A 21,007-nucleotide genomic window follows, 5' to 3' on the forward strand; every position below is an offset into this window, starting at 1 on the left:
CATGGGCCTTTTCAGTTTAACGATAAAATTCAAGTAGTAAATTGACTTTCTTGTTAAAGTTCTATGTTTAGAAGCGTCTCCAGTTGATTGGAGCGTAAGGCGGCGACTCCCGGAGGATTAGCGTGAGTTCGAGACCCTGGACTGAACGAATTGAGGGAAGCGGCTCGGGCCACGCCCTCGGGAAAGCGTCCGCCTGAAGCGCAAATCAACGGCGCATCAGAGGTATGACGTGCGAATGAATACATATACAAAGAGGGATTACATGTACAAACATCGAGGACTCCTAATCGTCCTTTCTGGTCCATCCGGCGTCGGAAAGGGAACCGTTCGGAAAGAACTTTTCTCAAGCCCGGATACTAATTACGAATATTCCATATCCATGACCACCAGAAACCCGCGGGAAGGGGAAGTGGACGGCGTCGACTACTTCTTCCGCTCAAAAGAGGTATTTGAAGAAATGATCGGCGAAGGCAAACTGCTTGAATACGCAGAATACGTAGGAAACTACTATGGAACTCCGCTTGACTATGTCAACGCAACATTGGATGCAGGCCGCGATGTATTCCTGGAAATTGAAGTAGTCGGTGCAGCGCAAGTGCGTGAAAAAGTACCGAACGGCCTTTTCATTTTCCTTGCACCTCCAAGCTTAAGCGATCTGGAAACCCGTTTGATCGGAAGAGGTACAGAAGCATCTGACATTATTGCTGACCGTGTGTTAAAAGCGAGAGAAGAACTGGAAATGATGCACCTGTACGATTATGTAGTAGAAAACGACGAGGTCTCCAAAGCATGTGATCGGATCAATGCGATTGTTACGGCAGAGCATTGCAGAAGAGAACGTGTAGAAGAGAGATACTTACAAATGTTGGAGGGAGAATAAACTATGTTATATCCATCAGTTGATTCACTAAAAGGAAAAGTTGATTCTAAATATACACTCGTTACACTGGCAGCAAAACGCGCACGTGAAATGCAGGAAAAGAAAAACGAATTACTTGGCACGTACCGTTCGGTAAAAAGTGTCGGCAGATCCCTCGAAGAAGTAGCGGCAGGGATTCTGATCAATGAAAAAGCAGACGAATCCATTGTTTATGAAGATGAAGTATGATTTGAAATAAAAAACAACTCCCTAAGAATCCAACCGTTCTCAGGGAGTTTATTATTTTCGGAAAGGAAGAGAGTTTCCATGAAGATTGACAATAAAAACATTTTACTGTGCGTCACAGGCGGTATTGCGGTATACAAAGCAGTTGCACTTGTCAGCAAATTATCCCAGGCAGGCGCTAATGTAAAAGTGGTGATGACAGACTCAGCAAAAGAATTTGTACAGCCTTTATCTTTTCAAGTGATGTCCCGCAACGACGTATATTTCGATACGTTTGATGAAAAAGATTCCCGTGTTATTGCGCATATCGATCTGGCGGACTGGGCAGATCTGGTTGTGGTGGCACCTGCCACTGCTAATGTCATCGGCAAACTGGCTAATGGAATTGCTGACGATATGGTAACAACTATTTTACTCGCAACGGAAGCAGATGTATGGATAGCGCCGGCTATGAATGTGCATATGTATGACCATCCGGCTGTCGTCCGTAATATCGGACAGCTGCATAAAGACGGCTATCAGTTTATCGAACCGTCAGAAGGGTTTCTTGCGTGCGGTTACGTAGGCAAAGGGCGCCTGGAAGAGCCCGAACGAATCACTGAGCTGATCAGCAGCTATTTTACGGATGCTTCCAATCAGCCGCTGAAAGGCAAGAAAGTGGTTATTACAGCAGGGCCTACCCGTGAACGAATTGACCCTGTGCGTTATGTGTCTAATTTCTCCAGCGGGAAGATGGGCTACGCGATGGCGGCTGCGGCACAAAAACTTGGGGCCGAAACGGTACTGATTTCAGGGCCTGTAGAATTGGCGGTGCCTGCGGGCGTTCACGTGATTTATGTCGAAAGTGCAGCAGAAATGTTGGATGCCGTACTTGGCCAGTATGACGATGCATCTATAGTGGTGAAGTCAGCGGCAGTTGCAGATTACCGGCCTAAAAATATACATGGCCAGAAAATGAAGAAAAAAGCCGGCGATGATGTGCTCGAACTTGAGCGTACAACGGATATATTGAAAACACTCGGTGAGCGTAAAGAGCAACAGTTACTCGTTGGCTTTGCGGCTGAAACGACAGACGTGATTGCCTATGGACAAAAGAAATTAGAATCTAAAAACCTTGACTATATTATTGTAAACGATGTGACCGATCCGGGTGGCGGGTTCGGAAGTGATACAAATGTTGTAACACTCCTTTCTAGAGAAGGAGATGTGACTCCTTTCTCCTCTATGCCGAAAGGTCAGCTGGCTGTGCGTTTATTTGAAACGATTATTCAGCAAGAAAGCAGTAAACTGCATGTTCGCTGAAGTCATTGTCGATGTAGCGGCTTATCCGATCGACCGACCGTTTGATTACGCCGTGCCTGCGGATTGGGAACATGTGATGGAGCCTGGTCTGCGGGTCAAAGTGCCGTTCGGTCCGAGAAAAGTTCTTGGCTACGTTACTGCGGTCAAAGAGGAAAGTGAACTGGATCACAATAAAATTAAACCAATCGCAGAAATTATAGATTTGGAGCCGGTTTTATCAGCAGAACTATTGGCTTTATCCAAATGGATGGCTACAGACACCATTGCTTATGAGATTGATGCGTTGCAAGTAATGCTGCCCGCAGCGATGCGGGTAAAGTATGAAAAGGTTTTGAGGGCAGTCAAACCAGAATTGCTGGATGATTCGTTCCGTGCATTTTTAGGAAATCGTCAGCAAGTGACACTGAAAGCACTGCAGGATGCGAATTTATTAAATGAAGCAAAGAAATACAGTGAGCTGGGAATCGTCGATATCGACACAGCGATTCAGCAGAAAACGAAAATGAAAAAAGTGCGGATGATTCATATACCCGATGCGGAGCAGTTGCAGGGCGCACTGGAAGAGGCCCATCCGAATGCAAAAAAACAGCAGGAATTACTGCGCTGGCTATTGCTTCATCCGGCAGAATCGATCGAAGCAAGTGAAATCGTCAATGAATCGGGCGTGACGGCGGCTGTTTTGAAATCACTGGTGGATAAACAGGTTGTCGAACAGTCCTATATGGAAGTGTATCGTGAATTGGATACACCGAAAATGCAGGACAGCGGAAAACCGGAACAGCTGACGGACGAGCAGCAGACTGCCCTGTCAGCAATCAGCGAAGCGAGCGACCGGCAGATTCAGGAAACTTTTCTGCTGCACGGCATTACTGGAAGCGGCAAGACAGAGGTCTATTTACAGGCAATTGACCATGTGCTGACACAAGGAAAAGAAGCAATTGTGCTTGTTCCGGAAATTTCATTGACTCCGCAGATGACAGCCCGTTTTAAAGGACGGTTCGGCGAGCTGGTGGCGGTTTTGCACAGCGGATTGTCGTCCGGCGAGAAATATGATGAATGGCGCCGGATCCACCGGGGCGAAGTGAAAGTGGCAATCGGTGCACGTTCTGCCATATTTGCGCCCTTTACGAATTTAGGATTGCTGATTTTAGATGAAGAACATGAATCTACTTATAAACAAGAAGAATCACCCAGATATCATGCGCGGGATGTAGCGATTTGGCGTGCTCAGCACTATAACTGCCCGGTCATTTTAGGCAGTGCGACGCCTTCATTGGAGTCTTATGCACGTGCTGTGAAAGGTGTTTATACGTTATTGACGCTGTCAAAGCGGGCGAAAAATCAGGCACTGCCAAGCGTTGAAGTCGTGGATATGCGGGAAGAGCTGAAGACGGGGAACCGTTCGATGTTTTCAACTGCATTGGCGGAAGGCATTCGCGAACGGCTGGCACGCAAGGAACAAATTGTGCTTTTGCTCAATAAACGCGGCTTCTCCAGTTTTGTGCTTTGCCGTGATTGCGGGACTGTAGTGGAATGTCCGAATTGTGATATTTCATTGACCTACCACCGCGCGAGTGAAAGTTTGAAATGCCATTACTGCGGTCATGAGGAACCGGTGCCGCTCGAATGCCCTGAATGTACGAGTGAGCACATTCGTTTTTTCGGAACCGGTACACAAAAAGCGCAGGAAGAACTGTATAAATTGGTGCCAGAAGCACGCGTCATTCGCATGGATGTCGATACGACAAGTACAAAAGGCGCACATGAACGTCTGCTTTATGATTTTGGTGAAGGCAAAGCAGATATTCTCCTCGGAACACAGATGATTGCAAAAGGACTGGATTTTCCGCGCATTACACTCGTCGGCGTTTTAGCGGCTGATACATCTCTTCACCTCGCAGATTTCCGGGCAGCAGAAAAAACATTTCAGCTGCTGACGCAGGTGAGCGGCCGGGCCGGACGTGATCAGCTGCCTGGAGAAGTGGTCATTCAGACATATGACCCTGAACATTATGCGATAGAGCTGTCTAAAACACAGAATTACGTACCATTTTATGAACTGGAAATGGAACGAAGACGGCAGCTCGGCTATCCGCCTTATTATTACGTAACGGTTGTACAGTTCAGTCATGAAGATGTATTGAAAGCGGCGGACTACGCACATAAAGGAACCGCGTTTCTGTCTGAGCACCTGTCGCCAGGCACTGTGATCATTGGACCGACGGCTGCTGCCATCAGCCGCCTCAACAATAGATATCGCTACCAAAGTTTGATAAAATACAAACAGGAACCTGCACTGATTCCAACACTGCAGCAACTGTTGAAACATTATAAAACGAGCTGGGCAAAAGACGGGTTAATTATGTCTATAAACCGTGAGCCGACAGCAATTTTTTAACTTTTACAACGCAGAAATGAGGAAGTAATTTTGACTATATTAGAAATTGTAAAACATCCGTCCCCTATTTTGACTACTCCCTGCGAGGAAGTTACCGTATTTGACGAGAAGCTAGGGGTTTTGCTTGACGATATGTATGAGACGATGGTCGAAAATGACGGTGTCGGCATTGCTGCGCCGCAAGTCGGCCGCACGATCCGCGCCGCCATTGTTGACTTCGATGAAGAACAGGACATCATTGAAATGATCAACCCGGTAGTTACCGCAACAGGAGGGTCAGAAGTTGAGGTCGAAGGATGCCTCAGTTTCCCGGGATTATTCGGCGAAGTAGAGCGCCCTTTTTACGTGAAAATAGAAGCTCAGGAACGCGACGGCAGTCTGTATGAGTTAGAAGCAGAGGGATATGAAGCTCGTGCCATTCTGCATGAAATTGACCATTTAAATGGTGTTTTATTTGATAAGAAAATCCAACGGGTAGTGGACCCGTCTGAATTTGAAGAGGAGGAGGACGACGAATGACTAAAATTATTTTCATGGGTACGCCTGAATTTTCTGTCGGTGTCCTTTCGATGCTTCACGGGGAAGGATATGACATCGCTGCTGTCGTTACGCAGCCTGATCGTCCGATAGGCCGCAAGCGCATACTGACGCCTCCTCCTGTAAAAGAAGAAGCGGTGCGCCTGGGACTGCCGGTTATTCAGCCTGAAAAGCTGAAAGGATCTTCCGAATTGCAGGAAATTCTGGCATTGCAGCCCGACCTGATCGTGACAGCCGCATTCGGGCAATTGCTGCCAAATGAATTGCTTGAAGCACCTGCGCTTGGCTGCATTAATGTGCATGCTTCACTATTACCAAAATATCGCGGCGGTGCACCGATTCACCAGGCAGTGATGGACGGTGAAACCGAAACGGGTGTCACGATCATGTATATGGCGGAAAAATTGGATGCGGGCGATATTATTTCACAAGTCGTCACGCCAATTGAAGAGACCGACGATACTGGAACTATGTTCACAAAGCTGTCTGCGGCAGGCACTTCATTATTGAAGGAGACATTGCCTTCCATTATCAGCGGTACGAACAAACGCACAAAGCAAGATGAGGCACAAGTAACGTTTGCACGCAATATTTCAAGAGAACAGGAACGGATTGACTGGACAAAATCCGCCCGTTCCATCTATAACCAAATCAGAGGGCTGCATCCATGGCCTGTCGCCTACACGAAGTTTGCAGGCGATCAAGTGAAAGTCTGGTGGGCGCAAATGGAAGAAAAGCATGCTGACGCAGTGCCGGGAGAAATTATCGGCCTTGAGAAAGACCGGATTATCGTGCAGACAGGTGAAGGCGCACTGGCGATCACTGATTTACAGCCAGCAGGAAAAAAACGAATGACTGCCGACGTATTCTTAAATGGAATCGGATCGAAATGGCAAGTGGGAGATCAATTTGAATGACAAATTATAAAAAGAAGATTTGGCGCGGCAATGTCCGGGATGCCGCATTATCAATTTTAATGGAAATTGAAAACGAGCAGGCATTCAGTAATTTATTACTGCATAAAACTATTGAGTTATATGATCTGCCGCCAAAAGACCGTGCGTTATTGACAGAATTAACATACGGCACCTTACAGCAGCAAATGACACTCGATTATTATCTGGCGCCGTTCGTGCGCGGAAAACTGCAGCCGTGGGTACGGCAATTACTGCGGCTGTCAGTGTATCAAATCATTTATCTGTCCAAGATACCTGAACATGCTGTTGTCAATGAAGCAGTAAAGATTGCCAATAAACGCGGGCATAAAGGGGTGTCATCTATGGTCAACGGAATTTTACGCTCCATACTCCGTGAAGGCGTACCTTCCCTTGATGAAATAGAAGACCCTGTTACCCGTTTGTCAATCGAAACGAGCCACCCGGAATGGCTGATTCGAAGATGGATTGAGCAGTACGGCATGGAAGAAGCGACTGCTGCGGCAGTTGTCAATAACCAGCCGCCTATTACGACAGCACGGATCAATAAAACGAAGACGAATATAGGGGAAGTCATTGGGTTACTTAAGAAAGAAGGTATTATTGCCACGCCTGGCACGCTGTCAGACAGCAGTATCCAGGTGGAGTCAGGTAATATCGCATCTACGGAAGTATTCAAGCAAGGACTGCTGACAATTCAGGATGAAAGTTCGATGCTGCCCGCAATTGCACTGCAAGTGGAGCCTGGGATGCGCGTACTGGATATGTGTGCAGCACCTGGCGGCAAAACGACACATATTGCAGAACGCATGAATGATGAAGGGGAAATACAGGCGCATGACTTGCACCCGCACAAACTGCGTCTGATTGAACAAAATGCACAGCGTCTCGGTTTGAATTCAATTCATACAAACAGCGGTGACAGCAGAGCGTTATTAGACACTTATGAAGCCCGGTCATTTGACCGTGTGCTGGTGGATGCGCCGTGCAGCGGATTGGGTGTTATTCGCAGAAAGCCTGAAATTAAATATAAAAAGACGCTGCAGGATATCCAAAATCTTTCAGTCATTCAAAAAGAGCTGCTGCAAGTTGCCAGCCGGCTGGTGAAGATAGACGGCCTGCTCGTCTATAGTACGTGTACCATCGACAAATCAGAAAATGAAGAGATTGTCGATTGGTTCTTGCGGGAGCAGCCGGACTTTAAGCTGGTGCCTCTTCATATTTTGGAAGAAGAGAATGAGCAGGGATATTTGCAGATTTTACCGCATGACCATCAAAGTGACGGATTCTTTATTGCAGCCATGCAAAGAATCAGCTGATGTGACAGATTGGAACGGAGGGTAGCCTATGGAGTATGAGATCCGCTCAGATACAGGGAAAAAGCGAACTGTAAATGAAGATGAAGCAGCTGTATTTGTTCACTCCAAAAAACAGACGGTTCTCGCAATCATTGCGGATGGAATGGGTGGTCACAAAGGCGGTGATTTTGCCAGTGCCACAGCCGTTCGCATGATTGGCGAGCGATTTATGGCAGCGGACGAGGAAGTGGAGACTGAACAGGATTGGTGCGATCTTCTATATGATGCAGTTGTCGATATTAATCTGTTTCTTTATACAACTTCTCAGGAAGATGAAAACTTTAAAGGGATGGGAACTACGCTTGACATTGCGCTGATTCTGGATGAACAATGTCTTGTCTTCCATGTCGGCGACAGCAGGATTTATCATGTTACAGGCAAAGCCATCCGCCAGATCACAAAAGATCATTCTTTCGTCAATGTATTGATTGACAGCGGAGAAATTACAGAACAAGAAGCGGAAGTGCATCCGCAGCGTAATTGGATTATGAAAGCAGTCGGCTCTGAAAAGTCGATCGTTCCTGACCGCTATATATTCCCTTTGACTGAACACTCTTATGTGCTGCTTTGCACAGACGGCCTGAGCAATAAAATCGATAAAGAAACCATGCTGGACATCATCCTTCAAGACAGCCCGCTGGCAGTCAGAGCAGATGAATTTATCGAAATGGCGAATGAACGCGGCGGCGAAGATAATATTACAGTGATTCTGCTGGAAATTCCCGGAAACGGGGTGACGCCGGCATGATTGGTAAACGAATCGGTAAACGATATGAAATTATTCGGGTCATCGGAGACGGGGGCATGTCCAGAGTCTATTTGGCGCATGATATCATTCTCGACCGCGACGTAGCCATTAAAGTACTGCATTATGATTTTGCCAATGAAGAGGAGTTAAAGAAGCGATTTCAGCGGGAGGCACTTTCCGCGACCAGTCTGACACATCCTCATATTGTAAATATTTTTGATGTCGGCCAAGAAGATGAACTCCATTACCTGGTGATGGAATACATACCCGGCAGAACGTTGAAAGACTATATCCACACCCATGGCGCATTGTCGGCAGAACACGCTGTATCCATTATGCAGCAGCTGGTGTCAGCTATCTCGCATGCGCATCATAACGGTATTGTGCACCGCGATATCAAACCGCAAAATGTTCTCATGAATAGTGAAGATGATGTGAAAATCACGGACTTTGGAATAGCGATGGCGCTGAATTCCACGGTTCACACCAAAACAAATTCTGTGATCGGCACGGTTCATTACCTGTCACCTGAACAGGCAAGAGGGGGCATGGCGACAAAGCGTTCGGATATTTATTCACTCGGCATTGTCTTTTATGAATTACTGACGGGTGAATTGCCGTTTTCAGCGGAAACAGCTGTTGCCATTGCACTAAAGCACCTTCAGGAAGAAACGCCGTCTGTCCGCGACCAGTTTCCTGAAATTCCGCAGAGCGTTGAAAATATCATCCTGAAAGCAACTGCAAAAGATTCAATGTGCCGCTATGAAACAGCGGATGAAATGTACGATGATTTATTGACCGTATTATCACCTGAACGGGCAAATGAAAGTAAATTTACTTTACCTTTTGATGATGATAAGACAATGGCGATCCCGGTGATTCGTGATGTGCCGAAGTTTGAAGATGCGGAAGACACCATGAAAATTCCGCCGGCGAAAGAGGACCCTGTATCTCCCGTGAAAAAGAAAAAGAGGAAATGGCCTTATGTGGCGGCTGGCGGTATATTATTGGCGGCGCTGCTGGCATTTCTGCTGTTCATGATGATGAAGCCGAAAGAGATCATCGTGCCTAAAGTGGTAGGGGAGGAAGAGCTCGCCGCAACGGAGATACTGGAAAAGGAAGGCTTTGTCATTGATGAGCGATTTGAAGAGACATCCGATGAGTTCGATGCCGGAAAAGTTACCAAGACGGTCCCGGAAGCGGGCAAGAAACGCAAAGAAGGCGACGGTGTCAAACTCTTCATCAGTACGGGCAAAGATACGATGAAGCTCAGCGACTATACCGGGCGAAATTTTGAAGCAACGAAACGTTTCCTTGAAGGTTATGGTTTTAAGCTGATTGAGCCAGTGGAAGTCTACTCTGAAGAACCTAAAGGCACAATCATCAGCCAGCAGCCAGAAGCTGATCAGCCTGTCATTCCTGAAGATACGAAATTGATTTTTACTGTGAGTAAAGGCAAAGAACTTCACTCTCTTAATGACCTGTCAGGGATGTCTGCTAAACAGCTGGAGGATTACGCGAAAAGATCTGGACTGAAAATTCATATTGTCAGCGAGGAATACTCAGACACAGTCACAAAGGGGCATGTCGTCTCACAAAAACCGGCTAAAGGTGAGAAATTGGAAAAAGGTGAGCGGGTGGATGTAGTAGTATCCAAGGGACCTGCATCAAAACCGGTCAAACTGCTGGTCAAAACCATTCATATACCTTACAAATATCCCGAAAACCAGCCAGAAGATGAATTTGACGGAGAGGATGAAGGAAATCCTGATTCGGATTCTGACCCAGAGACGGAACTAACACCTCAGAAAATCCAAATTTTTATCCAAGACCGGACACATACCATGAACGATCCAGTGGAGGAATTTGAAATTACGGAAGATACGACCCGTAAAATCACTATTGAAATTGAAGAAGGAGCGCGCGGAGGATATAAAATCATGCGCGATCAAACAGTGATTGAACAAAATAAGTTTGACTATAAAGAGTTAGAGTAGAGGAGGAGTTCGATGGCGGAAGGCCAAATTCGAAAAGCAATCAGCGGCTTTTATTATGTGGAACATAATGGTGAATTGATTCAATGTAAAAGCCGGGGAGTATTCCGGTTAAAAAAGATCAATCCGCTTGTAGGTGATTTTGTGACGTATGTGCCTGACGGAGAAAATGATGCGACTATTACTGGGGTCGAGCCGCGTAAGAGTGAGTTGGTCAGACCGCCGATTGCAAATGTGGATCAAGTGCTGCTGGTCTTTTCAGTCGTCGAACCAGATATGAGTCTCCGTTTATTGGACCGTTTCCTGGCGGTCATTGAATCACACCAATTAGAGCCGATTTTGTATATTTCAAAAGAGGATATAGCCAATCAGCAAACCGTAGAGGATAATGAAGAGAATCTTGCATATTACCAGCGGATCGGTTATACAGTTTTGCGGAATGTGGATAATGAAGAACCGCTGCTGGAAGTGCTGCGTCCGTATATCAGCGGTAAAACTACCGTGCTGGCAGGACAGTCAGGTGTAGGCAAATCCACATTGCTGAATACGATTTTGCCTGAGCTGCAGTTGAAAACCGGAGTCATTTCAGACGCGCTGGGCCGCGGAAAACATACGACGCGGCACGTGGAGCTGCTCGAAGTGGCAGGCGGTCTGGTGGCTGATACACCCGGGTTTAGTTCGCTGGATTTTGATCATATCGAAAAAGAAGAACTGCGGGATTATTTTGTAGAGATGGCTGAAGCAAGTGAAGGATGTAAATTTAGAGGCTGTCTTCATTTGAAGGAGCCGGGCTGCGCAGTTAAAGCGCAAGTCGAAGAAGGACTCATTTCAGAAAGCCGTTATAAAAATTACTTGTTATTCATGCAAGAAATAATGGATCGAAAGCCGAGGTATTAACTATGATAAAAATTGCGCCATCTATTTTAGCGGCAAACTTTGCCAAATTAGGAGAAGAAGTGAAAGAGGTAGAGCAGGCAGGAGCCGAGCTTATTCACATCGATGTAATGGACGGTCATTTCGTGCCGAATATTACGATGGGGCCGATTGTGGTGGAAGCGTTGCGTCCGTTGACAGAACTGCCATTGGATGTGCATTTAATGATTGAAAATCCGGATGCGTATATCGGAGACTTCGCGAAAGCAGGAGCAGATTATATTACGGTCCATGTGGAAGCATGCCGTCATTTGCACAGAACACTGCAGTTAATTAAATCAACCGGTGCAAAGCCGGGTGTCGTCCTGAATCCGCATACGCCTGTTGAACAGATTATGCATGTTCTTGAAGATGTGGATTTGGTATTGTTCATGACAGTCAATCCCGGCTTCGGCGGCCAGTCATTCATTGAATCCGTCATTCCGAAAGTGAAGCAGCTGTCCGATATCATCAAAGAACGCAATCTCTCCATTGAAATCGAAATTGACGGCGGTATTAATGAAGAAACGATCAAGCCTTGTGTGGAGGCAGGTGCGACTATTTTTGTGGCTGGTTCTGCCATCTATAATAAAAAGAATCGCGCAGAAGCGCTGCAGGCCATCAAGTCAGCCGGTGAAAGCGTGATGGCGAAATGAAATATGCCATCGTGTGTGCGGCTGGCCCCATTGAGGAAGTAGTGGATCTGACAGAGTATGATCAGGAGGATACGGTGTATATCGGGGTGGACCGGGGCGCATTGTATTTACTCGAAAAAGGCATAGTGCCGAATGAAGCGGTTGGCGATTTTGATTCGGTGACGGAAGAGCAATTTAAACAAATCGAATCAGGTGCTGAAATGATTCATCGTGCGAACGAAGAGAAGGACGAAACTGATACGGAACTTGCAGTACAGCGCGCGCTTGCGTACGAGCCCGATTACATCGTGCTGACAGGCGTCACAGGCGGGCGTCTGGATCATTTGCAGTCAGCTTTGCATTTGCTGTACCGGATTCAGTCCGAGAACCGTAAAGTAAAGTTTAAGATTCATAATACAACAAATGATATCCGTGTCATGCTTCCCGGAGTAAGACGCGTAAAGAAAGATTCCCGTTATCCGTATACATCCTTTTTCTCGTTCGGCCCTGCTGTAACGGGGCTGACGCTGACGGGCTTTAAATACGAAACAGTAAATGAGCGGCTGGAAATTGGCGTAACTCGTTTTACAAGTAATGAAACAGTGGCGGATGTTTGTACTATCTCCTTCCGTGAGGGCATATGCTTAATGGTAAGGAGTTCAGATTCCTGAAAGGAGTGGGGATTTGCGAGTATATACATTCACGCTGCCAAAGTTTGTCAGCAACATCGTGAGAAAGTGTGCAGTGGCGTTCCAGAAAGATAGCCGCACAAAATCAACGGTTGCTGCCAATCCAAAAGCCGCCAAGTCAAAAAAACGCAAAAAAGAAAAAACACAAAGCGCCTAAGCAGGTGCTTTGTGTTTTTTCTGTGTAAAGTAAAGAAGCAAAAAGCGCCTTTATGGCAGATCCTCCAACGACTGTCGAGGCTGCCGGGCGCTTTCAGCTTTACATTATATCCAGCTTCCAGCGCCAGCCTCTCGGATCGTTTCGGCTCCGCCAGAAAGGCAAAAAGCGCCTTTATGGCAGATCCTCCAACGACTGTCGAGGCTACCGGGCGCTTTCAGCTTTACATTATACTCGTTGTACTTTGCCTGATTTTAGAGCTCTTGCAGATACCCAAACGCGTTTAGGTTTGCCGTCTACTAAGATTCTAACTTTTTGAAGGTTTGCGCCCCAAGTGCGTTTGCTAGAATTCAGAGCGTGTGAACGAGAGTTTCCAGAACGAGCTTTTCGTCCAGTGATAACACATTGTTTAGCCATTTTAGTTCCTCCTCGTGAATTATTTAGCGATTCACGTTACAATTCGCATACCATAGTACTTTATCATAAGGACAGAATCGATGCAACAATTTTTTCTTATACTTTCAAGGTTTTTTCCTTTACACTATATTTTACCGTCTTCAATGCTTTCATTCTTGATGATTTGCCGTATAATGTACGTATGATGTATCTGGAGATAGGGAGGAGAAGATGAGGATGTCAATCGAACTTAAAAATGAACACGGGACGATCGATATTACAAATGATGTAATTGCGCAAGTAGTCGGAGAGGCTGCAATTGAATGTTATGGAATAGTGGGGATGGCTTCCCAGCATCAAATTCGTGACGGACTTACAGAAATTCTCCGCAAAGAAAACTTCGCCCGCGGTGTTATTGTGCGCAGCGAAGGCGAGGAATTCCATATCGATATATACGTCATCGTAAGTTACGGCACGAAAATTACTGAAGTGGCTTATCAAGTACAATCAAAAGTGCAATATATAGTGAGAAAGACACTCGGGCTGACAGTCAGTTCGGTAAATATTTTTGTACAGGGAGTTCGGGTAACGAACGTGTAAAAGGAGGACTTCAAGTCAATGACTTCAATTAATGGATTGCAATTTGCGAAGATGGTAGAAATGGGTTCGCATCATCTTCATCAAAATGCGGATTACGTGGATTCTTTAAATGTCTTTCCGGTGCCGGATGGTGATACGGGAACAAATATGAATTTATCCATGACATCAGGGGCAAAGGAAACAGAACGTCACGCACAGGAACATATCGGGCTGACAGCGCAGGCATTCTCAAAGGGATTGCTCATGGGTGCGCGCGGAAATTCGGGCGTCATTCTGTCTCAGCTGTTCCGTGGATTCAGTAAACAGATTGAAAAAGAATCGGAAGTATCCGTCAGGCAATTTGCAGAAGCGCTTAAATACGGCGTGGATACAGCGTATAAAGCAGTAATGAAACCGGTGGAAGGGACCATTTTGACTGTGGCGAAAGATGCTGCAAATGCAGCTGTACAGCATATGGGAGATGCACAAGATCTCGCAGGGTTACTGGAGATTATTGTGGAAGAAGCAAAGGCTTCCTTAAAACGCACGCCTGATTTATTGCCGGTCTTGAAAGAGGTAGGAGTAGTAGACAGCGGAGGACAAGGTCTGGTTTATGTCTATGAAGGCTTTTTGGCATGCCTGAAAGGCGAAGACTTGCCAGAAAAAGTAACTGTACAGTCGATGGAAGACTTAGTGAATACAGAACACCATCGAAGTGTTCAGAGCTTTATGAACTCCGAAGATATTGTGTTTGGCTACTGTACGGAATTCATGGTCAAATTAGACTCCAAAAAACTTCTTGATCAGCCTTTCGATGAAGCCATTTTCCGGCAGGATTTAAGTGAACTGGGCGATTCATTGCTCGTTATCTCAGATGATGAAGTGGTGAAAGTACATATCCATACAGAAGAGCCTGGAGATGCGCTGACATATGGCCAGAAATACGGTTCATTAACAAAGATGAAAATCGAGAATATGCGTGAACAGCACAGTGACATCATGGATCGCGATGAAGCGTCCGCAGTGAAACCAGTTCAGCATAAATATGCAATTGTAACCGTTTCGATGGGAGAAGGAATCGCTGAACTCCTAAAAAGTATCGGTGCATCCGCGGTTATTGAAGGCGGTCAGACGATGAATCCTTCCACCGAAGACATTGTCAAAGCGATTCAGGAAATTGGTGCAGAGAAAGTATTAATTCTGCCAAATAATAAAAATATCATTATGGCGGCGGAACAGGCGGCGGAGGTATTGGAAATTGAGGCAGCTGTCGTGCCGACTAAATCCGTACCGGAAGGTCTTGCGGCAATCTTAGCATTCAATCCGGAAGCAACGGTGGAAAAGAATGCGCAGTCAATGAAGCAGGCGTCTGCTTCCATTAAGACGGGGCAAGTTACGTATGCGGTACGTGATACATCCATCGATGGAGTGACGATTCATAAAGATGACTTTATGGGGATTGCAGAAGGCAAGATCACCAGTTCAGCTCCATCACTTGAAGATGTTACGAAACGCCTGGTTTCTTCTATGATTGATGAAGAGGATGAAATCGTCACTATTATATATGGTGAAGATGTATCTGCAGAAGAGGCTGAAAAAATCAGTGCGTATATTGAAGAGCAATTCGACCATGTCGATATTGAATTGTACGCGGGGAAACAACCCCTTTATCCATACATTCTTTCTGTCGAATAAAAATATTACGTTGTCCTGTTAGCAGGGGCAACGTTTTTATTTTCCTGCCTTTTCATGGTAAACTAAAAAGAGAACATCTGTTTTTCAGCTTGCATAGAGAGGAGGATCCGCAGTGGCAACCATTTTAAAAAATAGTATCGGAACCGTAAAAGGAATCGGCAAAGCAACAGCTGAACAGTTTGCAAAACTCGGGATTCTGACGATTGAAGATTTGCTGTATACATTCCCTTACCGGCACGAAGATTTCAGAATGAGAGACCTAACTGAAACGCCGCATAATGAGCGGGTGACTGTAGAAGGGCGCGTGGAATCACAGCCTGCAGTATTTTATTCGGGAAAGAACCGTTCACGCATGCAAGTGCGTTTGCTGGTCGGACATCATTTAGTGAAAGCGGTGTTTTTCAATCAGCATTACTTGAAAGACCGTCTGCTGCCGGGCATGCAGGTCAATGTGACCGGCACGTGGGACAGAGGGCGCCAAGTGATTACGGTCAGCCGTTTACATACAGGAGCACAAACAGATTTCGAGCCGGTTTACAGCGTAAAAGGTGTTATGCACCAAAAAACCTTCCGCCGCTATATGCGCACAGTAATTGACCTTGCAGCACAGGATGCAGAAGAGACACTGCCGCAGGAGATGCTTCGTGAATACCGGCTTCCGTCGATTGCGCAGGCGCTGGAAATGATTCATTTTCCGACGAAGCCGGAAGATGTAAAGCACGCGCGCAGACGATTCATTTATGAAGAACTCCTGCTGTTTCAGCTGAAAATTCAAGGGATGAAAAAGCTGCGCAAGGAACAGGAGCCAGGCCTAGTCATACAATACGATCTGGAATTGCTGAAGAAATTCATCGGCTCCCTGCCGTTTGAATTAACAAATGCACAAAAACGGGTGGTGAACGAATTATGCGCTGAATTAAAATCACCTCTTCGCATGAACCGGCTGCTGCAGGGTGATGTAGGCTCCGGAAAAACCGCGGTGGCGGCTATTGCGCTTTACGCGGCGGTTACTGCCGGATTTCAAGGTGCACTGATGGCACCGACAGAAATTCTTGCGGAGCAGCATGCGGAGTTGCTGGCTGACTGGTTTGAGCCGTTTGGTGTAACCGTCGCTTTTTTGGCAGGTTCCACTAAAGCGAAAGCCAGAAGAGAAATACTGGAAAGGCTGGAGTCGGGTGACATCGATTTGCTGATCGGCACACATGCGCTTATCCAGCCCGAAGTGCAATTCCGTAAGCTGGGCTTTGTAGTGACGGACGAACAGCACCGGTTCGGCGTTGAGCAGCGCCGTGTCTTGCGTGATAAAGGGCTGAATCCGGATGTGCTTTTCATGACTGCCACTCCCATTCCAAGAACGCTGGCGATTACGGTATTTGGTGAAATGGATGTGTCTGTGCTGGATGAATTGCCGGCAGGACGAAAAGAAATCGAAACACATTGGCTAAAAGAAGAATCACTGGTGCCTGTCCTGCAAAGAATGGAGAAAGAATTGCGCGCCGGAAGACAGGCTTACGTCATCTGTCCTTTGATTGAAGAGTCCGATAAACTTGATGTGCAGAACGCTGTAGAAGTGCATGCTGAGCTCAGTAACTATTTTGCAGGCCGCTACACAGTCGGACTGATGCACGGCCGGCTGCCGTCAACAGAAAAAGATCAGGTAATGCGGGAATTCAGTGAAGGGCAGCTGAACATTCTTGTCTCTACGACGGTCGTGGAAGTAGGCGTCAACGTTCCGAATGCGACGTTTATGCTGATCTATGATGCAACAAGATTTGGGCTGGCCCAGCTGCATCAGCTGCGCGGACGTGTTGGCCGGGGCTCCGATCAATCTTATTGCGTCCTGCTTGCAAACCCTTCATCCGAAGAAGGGAAAATGCGGATGCAATCGATGACGGAGACGAATGACGGATTTATTTTGGCGGAAAAAGACTTGGAACTGCGTGGAGCAGGCGACATCTTCGGTAAGAAGCAAAGCGGTATGCCTGAATTTAAAATGGCCGATCTGGTTCATGATTTTAAAGCACTTTCTACGGCAAGGGAAGATGCGGAGCGATTGTTGAACTCAGATGCATTTTGGCAAAATGACGATTATGCAGTATTGCGCAGGCAGCTCGAACAGTCAGGTGCACTGACAGATAAGAGAATAGACTGAAAGCTGTGTAACGAGTATATTCGATAACCTCTTGCAATCTGTTTTAGCTCTTTATATACTTAGTATTAATACCAAGTGCTAATCTGAAAGGGTGGAGCAATTGAAAGTTCCGAAGCAGGAGAGGCAGCGGGCACTCGTTACGCTGCTTGAAGAGGATCCTTTTCTGACGGATGAAGATCTTGCCCGGCATTTTTCCGTAAGCATTCAAACAGTTCGGCTGGATCGTCTGGAATGCCAAATCCCTGAATTGAGAGAACGGCTGAAGTCCGTGGCTTCACAGCAAATGCAGGAAACCGTGAAATCCATACAGGCAGAAGAAATCTTTGGTGAAATCATAGATGTGGAATTAGACAATAAAGCGCTTTCCATTTTTGATGTGACGGAAGCACATGTATTTAAACGAAACGGTATTGCCAGAGGGCATCACTTATTCGCTCAGGCAAATTCGCTGGCTGTTGCTGTGCTGGACGATGATCTGGCATTGACCGTACGTTCCTCGCTGCATTTTCAGAAACCAGTGAGGGCGGGTGACCGCGTCGTAGCACGTGCCACTGTACGCGAAGAAACATTAAAAAATAAAAGTACGGTCGTCGATGTCCTGTCAACTGTCGAAGGCGAGCCTGTGTTTTCAGGAGAATTCTCGATGTATCGTACGACAAAAAAAGGCAGGTAACTACATATGATTATTGCAGTAGATGCAATGGGTGGAGATCATGCTCCCGGAGAAATCGTCAAGGGAGCACTACAGAGCTTGCATGCATTTGAAGACATCAAGATACATATATTCGGTGACGAGAAAAAAATGACACCGTTTCTCGAGCCGCATCCGCGCCTGCAAGTCGTACACTGCTCGGAGGTCATTGAGCCAGATGACGAGCCTGTTCGTGCGATACGAAAGAAAAAAGATGCATCCATGGTCCGTATGGCACAAGCGGTAAAAGACGGAGAAGCGCAAGCATGTGTATCGGCAGGAAATACCGGCGCCCTTATGTCCGCTGGTCTTTTTATTGTGGGACGTTTGGATGGTATTCAAAGGCCGGCACTGGCGCCGACGTTACCGACGATTGACGGCAGCGGTTTCGTTTTGCTTGATGTCGGAGCGAATTCAGACAGTAAGCCTGCACAATTGGCGCAGTTTGCAATTATGGGCAGTGTGTATGCGGAAAAAGTGCGTGGAATCGATAAACCGCGTGTTGGTCTGCTGAACATCGGCACGGAGTCGGGAAAAGGAAATGAATTGACAAAAGCAGCGTATGAAGAACTTCAGAAGGCTCCGGTCAACTTTATCGGAAACGTAGAATCACGTGACCTGCTGAACGGAGTGGCTGACGTTGTCGTGACGGATGGTTTCACGGGCAATATGGTGCTGAAGACAATTGAAGGCACCGCGATGAATGTCTTTTCTATGATTAAAGATGTGTTCATGTCTTCTTTGAAAACCAAGCTTGCAGCAGGGTTGGTGAAGGAGGACTTAAAGGGCCTAAAGAAAAAGATGGACTACTCTGAATACGGCGGTGCGGGATTATTTGGTTTGAACCAGCCTGTGATCAAAGCACATGGTTCATCGAATGCCAATGCTCTATTCAATGCGGTTCGCCAGGCGAGAACCATGGTACAATATCAAGTATGTGAAACTATTAAAGAAACAGTCGGAGAGGATGAAGAATCTTGAGTAAACTGGCATTTGTATTCCCGGGACAAGGCTCACAAGTTGTAGGGATGGGTAAAGAATTTACAGAGAAAAATGAAACATGCAGACAATTCATGCAGAAAGCCGATGAGGCGCTTGGTTTTGAATTAAGCAAACTGATGCTTGAAGGTCCGCAGGAAGAGCTGACCCTGACATACAATGCTCAGCCCGCGCTACTCACAGCGGGTGCAATGATCGCAGCGCGTCTTGAGCAGGAGGGGATTGTTCCTGACTACTCAGCGGGCCACAGCCTTGGTGAATATACAGCGCTTGTTGAATCGAAAGTACTTTCATTTGAAGATGCGGTCGTAGCAGTTCATAAAAGAGGTCTTTATATGAACGAAGCGGTTCCGGCAGGCCAGGGTGCTATGGCTGCAATTTTGGGAATAGACAGGGACGTCCTGGAATCTATCACACAGAATATTACAGAATCTGGCCATCCGGTACAGGCAGCGAACTTGAACTGTCCCGGTCAGATTGTGATCTCGGGCGCTAAAGCAGGTGTTGATAAAGCGTGCACATCGCTGAAAGAGGCAGGTGCGAAACGCGCATTGCCGCTGAATGTCAGCGGACCGTTCCACTCAGTTCTGATGCAGCCGGCAGCAGAAGAGCTGCAGAAAACTCTGGAAGATATTACTATGAAGGATGCGGAAATTCCCGTCATCGCGAATGTCACGGCGGATGAAGTGACAAAGCAAGAAGAAATAAAGAAGCTTTTAGTTGAACAGCTTTACTCACCAGTTCGCTGGGAAGAATCTGTTGAAAAGTTGCTTGAACTCGGAGTTACCCGTTTTGTAGAGTGCGGACCGGGCAAAGTACTGAGCGGACTAATCCGTAAAATCGACCGCACTGCAACAGTGTATCCGGTTTACGATGAAGAAACGCTCGAGAAGTTTCTTGAAGAAGCGAAAGGATGGTCATGATGGGAAGATTTGATGGAAAGACAGCAGTCGTTACAGGAGCTTCCAGAGGGATTGGACGAACTGTAGCATTGCGTTTGGCGTCAGAAGGTGCAAAGGTAGTCGTCAATTACAGCGGCAGTAAAGAAAAGGCGGAAGAAGTAGCGGAAGAGATCCGTTCTGCAGGCGGTGAAGCGCTCGTCTTTCAGGCAAACGTTTCGGATGCCGATCAAGTAAAAGCCATGATGGACGAAACGGTTAAACAATTCGGCACCATCGATTTTCTTATCAATAATGCAGGCATCACGCGTGATAATTTATTGATGCGCATGAAAGAAGACGAGTGGGATGACGTATTGTCGATAAATCTGAAGGGGGTTTTCTTATGCACGAAGGCTGTTACGCGTCAAATGATGCGTCAGCGTGCAGGGAAAATCGTCAATTTAGCATCCGTTGTCGGAGTGGTGGGAAATCCCGGGCAAGCGAACTATGTGGCGGCGAAAGCAGGCGTCATCGGCTTGACAAAAACAACCGCAAAAGAATTGGCTGCGCGTAATATTTTAGTTAATGCGGTAGCACCGGGTTTCATTACAACTGATATGACTGATGAGCTCGGCGACGATATGAAAGAACAATTGCTGTCGACGATACCTTTGGGCAAGCTTGGCAGTGCAGACGACGTAGCGGGCACTGTGGCTTTTCTGCTGTCAGATGAAGCAAAATATATTACCGGTCAGACAATCAATGTTGACGGCGGAATGGTGATGTAAACGAACTACTTCTGCGAATGCGCTACTTATGGTTGCGCTACCGGTGCACTAACCCCTAT

Annotated in this window: 21 protein-coding genes; 20 read left to right on the forward strand and 1 reads right to left on the reverse strand. The window is 46.6% G+C overall.

Translation table 11 applies throughout. From position 1 onward, the window contains the following. Positions 1 to 262 precede the first annotated feature (262 nt). From gmk to spoVM, 13 genes are all read left to right on the forward strand, one after another. Positions 263 to 880 (forward strand): guanylate kinase, encoded by a 618-nt coding sequence (gmk, locus tag SporoP33_RS14095; RefSeq protein WP_081244314.1) that lies wholly within the window; start codon positions 263 to 265, stop codon positions 878 to 880. Between the two features lie 3 nt (positions 881 to 883). Next, entirely contained in the window at positions 884 to 1,108 is a 225-nt protein-coding gene (gene rpoZ / locus SporoP33_RS14100; protein WP_081244315.1) for a DNA-directed RNA polymerase subunit omega, read from the forward strand. Between the two features lie 78 nt (positions 1,109 to 1,186). Continuing rightward, the gene (gene coaBC, locus SporoP33_RS14105; RefSeq protein ID WP_081244316.1) at positions 1,187 to 2,407 is read left to right on the forward strand and encodes a bifunctional phosphopantothenoylcysteine decarboxylase/phosphopantothenate--cysteine ligase CoaBC; all 1,221 of its coding nucleotides are present in this window, start codon (positions 1,187 to 1,189) and stop codon (positions 2,405 to 2,407) included. Continuing rightward, positions 2,397 to 4,805: a primosomal protein N' gene (gene priA / locus SporoP33_RS14110; RefSeq protein ID WP_081244317.1), complete on the forward strand. Its 2,409-nt coding sequence runs from the start codon at positions 2,397 to 2,399 to the stop codon at positions 4,803 to 4,805. The genes coaBC and priA overlap by 11 nt, the downstream gene beginning before the upstream one ends. Before the next feature lie 30 nt (positions 4,806 to 4,835). Then, positions 4,836 to 5,324 carry a peptide deformylase gene (gene def, locus SporoP33_RS14115; RefSeq protein WP_081244318.1) on the forward strand — a complete coding sequence of 163 codons (489 nt, stop codon included), beginning with the start codon at positions 4,836 to 4,838 and terminating at the stop codon, positions 5,322 to 5,324. After that, positions 5,321 to 6,259 (forward strand): methionyl-tRNA formyltransferase, encoded by a 939-nt coding sequence (gene fmt / locus SporoP33_RS14120; protein ID WP_081244319.1) that lies wholly within the window; start codon positions 5,321 to 5,323, stop codon positions 6,257 to 6,259. Before def ends, fmt begins: the two co-directional genes overlap by 4 nt. Next, positions 6,256 to 7,596: a 16S rRNA (cytosine(967)-C(5))-methyltransferase RsmB gene (gene rsmB / locus SporoP33_RS14125; RefSeq protein WP_081244320.1), complete on the forward strand. Its 1,341-nt coding sequence runs from the start codon at positions 6,256 to 6,258 to the stop codon at positions 7,594 to 7,596. The genes fmt and rsmB overlap by 4 nt, the downstream gene beginning before the upstream one ends. 28 nt (positions 7,597 to 7,624) lie before the next feature. Further along, on the forward strand, positions 7,625 to 8,383 hold the full coding sequence (locus tag SporoP33_RS14130; RefSeq protein WP_081244321.1) for a Stp1/IreP family PP2C-type Ser/Thr phosphatase: 759 nt from the start codon (positions 7,625 to 7,627) through the stop codon (positions 8,381 to 8,383). After that, the gene (gene pknB / locus SporoP33_RS14135) at positions 8,380 to 10,380 is read left to right on the forward strand and encodes a Stk1 family PASTA domain-containing Ser/Thr kinase (RefSeq protein WP_081244322.1); all 2,001 of its coding nucleotides are present in this window, start codon (positions 8,380 to 8,382) and stop codon (positions 10,378 to 10,380) included. The genes SporoP33_RS14130 and pknB overlap by 4 nt, the downstream gene beginning before the upstream one ends. Positions 10,381 to 10,392: 12 nt before the next feature. Further along, complete coding sequence (gene rsgA, locus SporoP33_RS14140; protein WP_081244323.1) at positions 10,393 to 11,274, forward strand: ribosome small subunit-dependent GTPase A; 882 nt, start codon at positions 10,393 to 10,395, stop codon at positions 11,272 to 11,274. 2 nt (positions 11,275 to 11,276) lie between these two features. Continuing rightward, complete coding sequence (gene rpe, locus SporoP33_RS14145; RefSeq protein WP_081244324.1) at positions 11,277 to 11,945, forward strand: ribulose-phosphate 3-epimerase; 669 nt, start codon at positions 11,277 to 11,279, stop codon at positions 11,943 to 11,945. Further along, a complete protein-coding gene (locus SporoP33_RS14150) occupies positions 11,942 to 12,595 on the forward strand; it encodes a thiamine diphosphokinase (RefSeq protein ID WP_081244325.1) in 654 nt (217 codons plus the stop codon). The genes rpe and SporoP33_RS14150 overlap by 4 nt, the downstream gene beginning before the upstream one ends. Before the next feature lie 13 nt (positions 12,596 to 12,608). Next, positions 12,609 to 12,770, forward strand: coding sequence for a stage V sporulation protein SpoVM (gene spoVM / locus SporoP33_RS16155; RefSeq protein ID WP_099662715.1), 162 nt, complete (start codon positions 12,609 to 12,611; stop codon positions 12,768 to 12,770). A 225-nt stretch (positions 12,771 to 12,995) separates the two neighbouring features. On the opposite strand, the gene rpmB is transcribed toward spoVM, so the two are convergent. Beyond that, complete coding sequence (gene rpmB / locus SporoP33_RS14155) at positions 12,996 to 13,184, reverse strand: 50S ribosomal protein L28 (protein ID WP_078817777.1); 189 nt, start codon at positions 13,182 to 13,184, stop codon at positions 12,996 to 12,998. A gap of 216 nt (positions 13,185 to 13,400) precedes the next feature. Here rpmB and SporoP33_RS14160 point away from each other — a divergent pair, with 216 nt between their 5' ends. The 7 genes from SporoP33_RS14160 to fabG all read left to right on the forward strand — a co-directional run bounded on the left by SporoP33_RS14160 (position 13,401) and on the right by fabG (position 20,948). After that, positions 13,401 to 13,763, forward strand: coding sequence for an Asp23/Gls24 family envelope stress response protein (locus tag SporoP33_RS14160; protein WP_081244326.1), 363 nt, complete (start codon positions 13,401 to 13,403; stop codon positions 13,761 to 13,763). Positions 13,764 to 13,781: 18 nt separating this feature from the next. Then, a complete protein-coding gene (locus SporoP33_RS14165) occupies positions 13,782 to 15,437 on the forward strand; it encodes a DAK2 domain-containing protein (protein WP_081244327.1) in 1,656 nt (551 codons plus the stop codon). Positions 15,438 to 15,549: 112 nt separating this feature from the next. Further along, positions 15,550 to 17,589, forward strand: a complete 2,040-nt coding sequence (recG, locus tag SporoP33_RS14170; protein ID WP_155961377.1) for an ATP-dependent DNA helicase RecG — start codon at positions 15,550 to 15,552, stop codon at positions 17,587 to 17,589. Between the two features lie 100 nt (positions 17,590 to 17,689). Further along, the gene (fapR, locus tag SporoP33_RS14175) at positions 17,690 to 18,262 is read left to right on the forward strand and encodes a transcription factor FapR (RefSeq protein ID WP_081244328.1); all 573 of its coding nucleotides are present in this window, start codon (positions 17,690 to 17,692) and stop codon (positions 18,260 to 18,262) included. A 6-nt stretch (positions 18,263 to 18,268) separates the two neighbouring features. Beyond that, positions 18,269 to 19,261, forward strand: a complete 993-nt coding sequence (gene plsX, locus SporoP33_RS14180; protein ID WP_081244329.1) for a phosphate acyltransferase PlsX — start codon at positions 18,269 to 18,271, stop codon at positions 19,259 to 19,261. Then, a complete protein-coding gene (gene fabD, locus SporoP33_RS14185) occupies positions 19,258 to 20,202 on the forward strand; it encodes an ACP S-malonyltransferase (RefSeq protein WP_081244330.1) in 945 nt (314 codons plus the stop codon). The genes plsX and fabD overlap by 4 nt, the downstream gene beginning before the upstream one ends. After that, positions 20,202 to 20,948, forward strand: a complete 747-nt coding sequence (gene fabG, locus SporoP33_RS14190; RefSeq protein WP_081244331.1) for a 3-oxoacyl-[acyl-carrier-protein] reductase — start codon at positions 20,202 to 20,204, stop codon at positions 20,946 to 20,948. Before fabD ends, fabG begins: the two co-directional genes overlap by 1 nt. Positions 20,949 to 21,007 lie beyond the last annotated feature (59 nt).

This window comes from Sporosarcina sp. P33, from assembly GCF_002077155.1.
Classification (GTDB): Bacteria; Bacillota; Bacilli; order Bacillales_A; family Planococcaceae; genus Sporosarcina.

Bases quoted from the DNA above. Each gene is read 5' to 3' on its own strand.
- gmk (WP_081244314.1), top strand. From the start codon at position 263: ATGTACAAACATCGAGGACTCCTAATCGTCCTTTCTGGTCCATCCGGC.
- rpoZ (WP_081244315.1), top strand. From the start codon at position 884: ATGTTATATCCATCAGTTGATTCACTAAAAGGAAAAGTTGATTCTAAA.
- coaBC (WP_081244316.1), top strand. From the start codon at position 1,187: ATGAAGATTGACAATAAAAACATTTTACTGTGCGTCACAGGCGGTATT.
- priA (WP_081244317.1), top strand. From the start codon at position 2,397: ATGTTCGCTGAAGTCATTGTCGATGTAGCGGCTTATCCGATCGACCGA.
- fmt (WP_081244319.1), top strand. From the start codon at position 5,321: ATGACTAAAATTATTTTCATGGGTACGCCTGAATTTTCTGTCGGTGTC.
- rsmB (WP_081244320.1), top strand. From the start codon at position 6,256: ATGACAAATTATAAAAAGAAGATTTGGCGCGGCAATGTCCGGGATGCC.
- SporoP33_RS14130 (WP_081244321.1), top strand. From the start codon at position 7,625: ATGGAGTATGAGATCCGCTCAGATACAGGGAAAAAGCGAACTGTAAAT.
- pknB (WP_081244322.1), top strand. From the start codon at position 8,380: ATGATTGGTAAACGAATCGGTAAACGATATGAAATTATTCGGGTCATC.
- rsgA (WP_081244323.1), top strand. From the start codon at position 10,393: ATGGCGGAAGGCCAAATTCGAAAAGCAATCAGCGGCTTTTATTATGTG.
- rpe (WP_081244324.1), top strand. From the start codon at position 11,277: ATGATAAAAATTGCGCCATCTATTTTAGCGGCAAACTTTGCCAAATTA.
- SporoP33_RS14150 (WP_081244325.1), top strand. From the start codon at position 11,942: ATGAAATATGCCATCGTGTGTGCGGCTGGCCCCATTGAGGAAGTAGTG.
- rpmB (WP_078817777.1), bottom strand. From the start codon at position 13,184: ATGGCTAAACAATGTGTTATCACTGGACGAAAAGCTCGTTCTGGAAAC.
- SporoP33_RS14160 (WP_081244326.1), top strand. From the start codon at position 13,401: ATGTCAATCGAACTTAAAAATGAACACGGGACGATCGATATTACAAAT.
- SporoP33_RS14165 (WP_081244327.1), top strand. From the start codon at position 13,782: ATGACTTCAATTAATGGATTGCAATTTGCGAAGATGGTAGAAATGGGT.
- plsX (WP_081244329.1), top strand. From the start codon at position 18,269: ATGATTATTGCAGTAGATGCAATGGGTGGAGATCATGCTCCCGGAGAA.
- fabG (WP_081244331.1), top strand. From the start codon at position 20,202: ATGGGAAGATTTGATGGAAAGACAGCAGTCGTTACAGGAGCTTCCAGA.